Origin of the sequence: Dialister succinatiphilus YIT 11850 (genome assembly GCF_000242435.1) — a bacterium.
GTDB lineage: Bacteria > Bacillota > Negativicutes > Veillonellales > Dialisteraceae > Dialister > Dialister succinatiphilus.
Map to the genome: position 1 here is coordinate 58,152 of NZ_JH591188.1, position 6,593 is coordinate 64,744.

The 6,593-nt window shown below is 49.5% G+C and carries 5 protein-coding genes; all 5 read left to right on the top strand.

The window, feature by feature from the left end:
* A partial coding sequence (locus HMPREF9453_RS12270; RefSeq protein WP_008859600.1) for a hypothetical protein occupies positions 1–188 on the top strand: 188 nt, incomplete at its 5' end.
* A gap of 444 nt (positions 189–632) precedes the next feature.
* Positions 633–1,865 (top strand): nucleotide sugar dehydrogenase, encoded by a 1,233-nt coding sequence (locus HMPREF9453_RS05655; RefSeq protein WP_008859601.1) that lies wholly within the window; start codon positions 633–635, stop codon positions 1,863–1,865.
* Between the two features lie 612 nt (positions 1,866–2,477).
* Positions 2,478–3,773, top strand: a complete 1,296-nt coding sequence (locus tag HMPREF9453_RS05665) for an ATP-binding protein (RefSeq protein ID WP_008859602.1) — start codon at positions 2,478–2,480, stop codon at positions 3,771–3,773.
* Positions 3,774–4,432: 659 nt separating this feature from the next.
* Positions 4,433–5,329 (top strand): isocitrate lyase/PEP mutase family protein, encoded by an 897-nt coding sequence (locus tag HMPREF9453_RS05670; RefSeq protein WP_008859603.1) that lies wholly within the window; start codon positions 4,433–4,435, stop codon positions 5,327–5,329.
* 159 nt (positions 5,330–5,488) lie between these two features.
* Positions 5,489–6,109: a DivIVA domain-containing protein gene (locus HMPREF9453_RS05675; RefSeq protein WP_008859604.1), complete on the top strand. Its 621-nt coding sequence runs from the start codon at positions 5,489–5,491 to the stop codon at positions 6,107–6,109.
* Positions 6,110–6,593: the final 484 nt, after the last annotated feature.

The following is a 6,593-nucleotide window of genomic DNA, read 5'->3' on the forward strand; positions in this document are numbered from 1 at the left end:
TGGGGCTTGATGAGCTTCCGGACTTGAAGTACATGGAAGCGCTTCGCCTCGTGTTGCAGGAGTTTGCGGAGCAGCTTCGGGCAGAATATCCGTCAGAAGTCTTGCTGGTCGAATCGCTCTTGGAACGATTCCTGAACGATCTGCCCGCTCTTTGGATGAGTCGTCTGCGTGCACAGAAGTGTGCGTGAATGGCTTTCGACATTCAGTTCAAGCTGATTTATCAAGGCATACGGGATGTTTTCCGTGTGCGAAGTTTGAGTTGCTTTACTAAATTGTGATATTAAAAAAGGCTAATTAGCATTATACCATATTAGCTGGAGAAGCGATGAATAAATCACTCACGGGTTTAATCCTTTAATTATTTATTCAATTCAATAAATAGAAAAAGGAATAGAAAATTATTTAAAGAATTCCATAAAGGCGTAAGATGTTTATGCTGTTTGACATAAAACAAAGTAAAATATAAAATTTCCAATCCTATTTTATCGTTGATTTCAACATAGCCTTATTTTGAAATTAAAAACATCTGCAATCCATGTCTGCTTTTATAACAAAGATGATGTACAATATATTTAATACATTAGGACGTCTATCATATATAGAGCAATAGTTCTTAACAGGGAGGAACAGTCATGAATATAGCAGTAGCAGGTACTGGATATGTAGGTCTTTCATTAGCTACTCTTCTTTCACAGCACAATCATGTGATGGCAGTGGATATCATTCCGGAAAAGGTGGATATGGTGAACCATCGGAAGTCGCCCATCCAGGATGAATACATAGAAAAGTATCTGGCTGAGAAGGATCTGGATCTCACGGCCACCATGGACGCAGAGGCGGCGTACAGGGATGCGGAAATTGTCATCATTGCCACACCTACCAATTATGACAGCCGGCGAAATTTCTTTGACACTTCTTCTGTGGAGGCGGTTATTAAGCTGGTGATGAAGTATAATCCGAATGCCATTATGGTGATTAAGTCCACCATTCCTGTGGGATACACGGAGGAAATCCGGAAGAAAATGGGGACGAAGAATATTATTTTCAGCCCGGAGTTCCTGCGGGAGTCGAAGGCTCTTTACGATAATCTCTATCCCAGCCGCATCATCGTAGGTACGGACTTGAAGGATCCCCGGCTGGTGAAGGCGGCTCATACTTTTGCCCGTCTTCTGCAGGAGGGGGCCATCAAGGAGAATATTCCCACCCGGTTCATGGGATTCACGGAAGCAGAGGCGGTGAAGCTTTTTGCCAATACTTACCTGGCCATGCGTGTTTCCTATTTCAATGAACTGGATACCTATGCAGAAATGAAGGGTCTGGATACCCGGGAAATCATCGACGGTGTGTGCCTGGATCCAAGAATCGGGGAGTTTTACAATAATCCATCCTTCGGGTATGGCGGTTACTGCCTGCCGAAGGATACGAAGCAGCTTCTGGCCAATTATCAGGATGTGCCGGAGGATCTGATCGAGGCCATTGTGAAATCGAACCGCACCAGAAAGGATTTCATCGCCAATCAGGTACTGGCGAAGGCAGGCTATTACCATGATGGCAGCAGCTATGATGCGGCCAAAGAAAAGCCTGTAGTAATTGGCGTGTATCGCCTCACCATGAAATCGAACTCCGATAATTTCCGCCAGAGCAGCATCCAGGGGGTTATGAAGCGCATCAAGGCCAAGGGGGCGGAGGTTATCATTTACGAGCCTACGCTGGAGGATGGCACCACTTTCTTCGGCAGCCTGGTGGTGAATGATATGGAGAAGTTCAAGAAGGAGAGCTGTGCTATCATTGCGAACCGCTATGATGAAGTGCTGGATGATGTGAGGGACAAGGTGTATACCCGGGATCTCTTCGAACGGGACTGAATCAGAGAGATTTGAGTGGCGGTCAGACTATCAGACTGACATGGGGCCTGGAAATGTATCCCCGTTTACGGCAAGTCACGTAGAGCAGGGAGATTTCGGGGGTTCGCTTCGCCTTGCTCGAAATGAGGGGGCAGAGATGGGTATTTAACCAAAGAGGCATCCTGCTTTTCAGGATGCCTCTTTTTCTTTTTATTTATTTTTCTCTATCAGCTGCTTTTTGATTTTTTCTACAGTTTCCAAAGGAAGACTGGTACCCTTTGATACGTCTTCCACAGAAAGGCCCATGGAAAGCAGGCGGAGGGCGGTCTCATTCAGACCCGCCAGTCGACCTTCCGTGCGTCCTTCTTTGCGGCCCTGGGCCAGGCCTCTGTTCAGGGCTTCTTCTGAGTGGGGCGGTCTGACGTCAGGCTGGCGGCGGACCGGACTATTTCATCGATTCTTACCCTTTCCATAGGAAGGAGAAAATCCATTTTAAGAAAGTGCGGCATGCCGCACTTTTGTAAAATGAGATTTTTCATGAGGTTGCTATCGCAGTCAGGGTCGTATACAATAGGGACAGATGTCATTTTATTATTTTGCGGCATGCCGCACTTTTGTAAAATGGAGGGCGTCATGGAGATTGAACGGCCTTTTTATTTGAATCGTCTGCTTCGGCTGAAGGATAACGGACGGATTAAGATTATTACGGGTATGCGTCGGGCCGGGAAGTCATACCTGCTGTTTACGCTTTTCCGAAAGAATCTTCTCCAGAAGGGGGTGCCGGAGGACTGTGTGATTTCCATTTCGCTGGATGAGCTGGCCAATGCCCGGGAGAGGAATCCTGTGGAGCTGGATCGGTGGATCAGAAGCCGGCTGAAGAAGGATGGGCGGCGATATTATATTTTTATTGATGAGATTCAGTTTGTGGAGAGCATCCCCAATCCCTATCTACCATCGACGGAGATTACCTTTGTGGATGTAGTGATGGGATTGATGAAGCTGCCTTATGTGGATATTTACATTACGGGGAGCAATTCCCGCATGCTGTCTTCGGAGGTACTGACCCAGTTCCGGGACAGGGGGGATGAGGTGCGGGTATATCCTTTGTCCTATGAGGAATTTCTGTCCGTGTGGCAGGGGGATATCCGCTTTGCGTTCAATGCGTACTGCACCTATGGCGGTATGCCGGTGGTGCAGTCGCTTTCGTCCCATGAGGAGAAGAGCCGGTATTTGAATGATCTTTTTCGTAGGACCTATATTCGGGATGTGGTGGAAAGGAATCGAATTGCCAAGGATGAAGGGGTGCTGGAGGAACTGCTGGATATCCTGTCTTCGTCCACCGGTTCTTTGACAAATCCGGCCAAGTTGTCTCGGGCGTTTGCATCTACGGAACATATCCAGATATCGGGGCCCACGATTTCCCGGTATATCGATTATTTCATGGATGCCTTCCTTTTGGAGAAGGCGCAGCGGTATGATGTGAAGGGGAAGCGGTATATGGCGTCTCCTTACAAGTATTATTTCACTGATGTGGGGCTCAGGAATGCGCGGCTCCATTTCCGTCAGCAGGAGCCTACTCATATTATGGAGAATGTGATTTTTACAGACCTGCGGCGCCGGGGGCTGGATGTGGATGTAGGCATGGTGGAGTATAATTACCGGGATGTGGCAGGCCATAAACTGCGCAAAAACCTGGAGGTGGATTTTGTGGTGAACAGGGGCAGCAGCCGCTGGTATATCCAGTCTGCCTTCCGTATGGATACGGAGGAGAAAAGGAAACAGGAAACGGAATCGCTGCACCGTATCGATGATTCCTTCCGGAAGATCGTGGTTCTGCGGGATGCGGTCATTCCCTGGCAGGATGAGCAGGGGATTCTGTATGTGGGAGTGGAGCAGTTTCTCACGGATCCTTCTCTGCTGGGGGAGTAGAGATTTGAGGGAAAAACAGTGAGGCTGGCGGCGGACCGGACTTTTTCATCGATTCTCCCCCTTTCCATAGGAAGGAGAAAATCCCATTTTAATAAAGTGCGGCATGCCGCACTTTATTAAAATGGGATTTTTCATGAGGCTGCTATGGCTGCGAGGAGCGCATGTCATGGGGCAGAGAATAGATGACCGGCGGGAAGGCTTTCATTTTTCTTTTTCTGCCCCTTCTTGACAGGAGGGACGGGGGCTATTATAATGTTTGGTAAATATTAAAGGCGATGAACAGGATTGAGCTTGACCGGAAATGACAGAGAGCCGGGAGGATGGAAACCGGTATGGAAGGAAAGCGTGTCCCCTGGGAGCTTCGAACTGAAGTGCAGTAAGTCCGACGTAGGTCCGCGTTAGGGATATGGAGTATAATGCAGGGTGGTACCGCGCGATTGCGCCCTTGTCCGTAGGACAGGGCTTTTTTTATTTCCATCTTTGTGTATGCTCCTTGAGATATAAGTAAGAGTGGTACCGCGCCAAAGCGCCTCTTTTCTGCCGTTTCAGCAGGAAAGGGGCTTTTTCTTTTCTATCATTGGCGAAGGGATTTCTCTTTTCCTGTCTCATCACTTTGGTTATTTTTATTTGATCTGTATATGTATCAGGAGGTTGTCATTATGAAAACAGCAACAGAAAAACGTATCGCATTCCGTAACAATCTGAAATCCGGAAAAATTATGATTGCTCCAGGCGTAGGCGACGCTCTGGGTGCTAAAATCGCAGAAATGGCAGGCATTCCCTGTCTGGCCATGGGCGGCTACTCTGTATCTGCATCCCGTCTGGGACAGCCGGATGTAGGCCTCCTTTCCTGCACGGAAATGGCGGAGCAGCTGACGGGCATCTGCAATGCCGTGGATATTCCTGTGGTGGCTGATGGCGATACAGGCTATGGCAATGCACTGAATATCATCCGTACGGAAAGAATGTTTGAACAGGCCGGCGCTGCCTGCATTTTCTTCGAAGACCAGGCATGGCCGAAACGCTGCGGCCATATGGACGGCAAGCAGGTCATTTCCGCTGAAGAACATGCCCAGAAGATCCGGGCTGCCGTGGATGCCCGTTTCGATAAGGAAACCATGATTATGTCCCGCACCGACAGCCGTGCTGTTTACGGCATTGATGACGCCATCGAAAGAAGCAAGCGCTATGCTGACGCCGGCGCAGAAATCTGCTTTGCCGACGGCATTGGAAGCCGGGAAGAACTGGAAAAATTTGCCCGGGGCATGGAGGGCACCGGCGCGTACCTGGTAGCCAATATGATCGAAGGCGGCAAGACACCGCTCATCCCTGCCAAGGAACTGGAAGAAATGGGATACTCTGTGGTATTCTGGGCATGCAGCGCTGTATACACTATTTCCAAGGCCCTCTATGACCTCTTCTCCGGACTGGAAAAGAACGGCACCACCGAAGCCAGCGCCAAGGACATGATCGAATTTGGCCGTTTCAACCATATTATCGGACTGGATACGTATAAACAGCTGGAAAGAAAGTATAAAGTCGACCGGGACGACTAAGAAAAAGGAAATCGTTAAAGGCGCACCTGCGCTTTCGGACCCGGGCTGTTTCATCAAAAAAGGCCGCATAGTCGGCCTTTTTGATTGGAAATTTGCCGAAATCTGTGAAAACAAGTAAAATAGAAAAAGAAACTCACATCACTTCAAGGAGGCGCACCCATGATTACACCAATGGATATTCATAACAAGACCTTTTCCAAAGGCCTTCGGGGCTACAGCGAAGAAGAGGTCAATGACTTTCTCCGGCAGATCGTAGCGGATTATGAACAGATTTACCGGGAACATCGGGAAATGGAAGAGCAGATGGACCAGATGAAGACGAAGCTGGCCAACTACGAAAAGATTTCCGAAACCATGACCAATACCCTGCAGCTGGCGAAGGATACCGCAGAAAATGTGAAGAAGAACGCGAAACGGAATGCGGAAATCCTCATTGCCAATGCCCACGCAGAAGGAGACCGTCAGATCCGGGAGGCCGAAGAATCCCGCCGCCGTCTGGTGGAAAACATGATCCGTACGGAAGGAAATATGAAGAACTATGTAGGGAAGATCCGCAAGGAACTGCAGCTGGCGCTGGCAGCCATTGATGCCCTTGACCGGATCGAGGCGCCCAAGATAGCAGGCTATCCGCCGGTGGAAGAAAAGAAGGAAGAAACACCGGCTGTGGAAACGGAAGAGACTGCCGAAACTGCTGAAACTGCAGAAACTGCGGAAGCTCCGGAAGAGGCGGCGCCGGCCGAAGAAGCATCGGCTCCGGAAGCAGAAGAACAGAAAGAATAAGGAAATAAAAAAGGCTGTGAAGAAATGAAGCACATTTCTCACAGCTTTTTTCGTGGGTTCAGGCGCCTTTCGGCGCGGTCGGGATCGGGACCGGGACCTAGGCGGTGCTTTTCGGTATTCCCGAAGGTTGACACGCCTTATGGACAAGCCCTGACGGGCTTGAGGGTTCAAGCGCCTTTGGCGCTCGGGTTCAAAAGGTTCAGAGGGTTCAAAGGGTGAAAGTGGGCGCCTCTAAATTATAGAAGGCGCCAGTTTGTATAAAACCTTTACAACCGCCCTGGCGGGCGAGGAAATGCATCCCCCCCCTCTTTGGTGGCTGGCGCCACCACCTTTCCCCCGCAGTTCGGTGGGGCGGCAAAAGGAAAGCGCCTTAATGGGCAGGCTAGGCACCTTACTTCGCCCCACTTGGAGGTCCTATGCAGGACCTCCACAGTGGCACTATAAAGCTCCGTTATGCTGTGAAGCTGCTTATGAAAGGACTGCT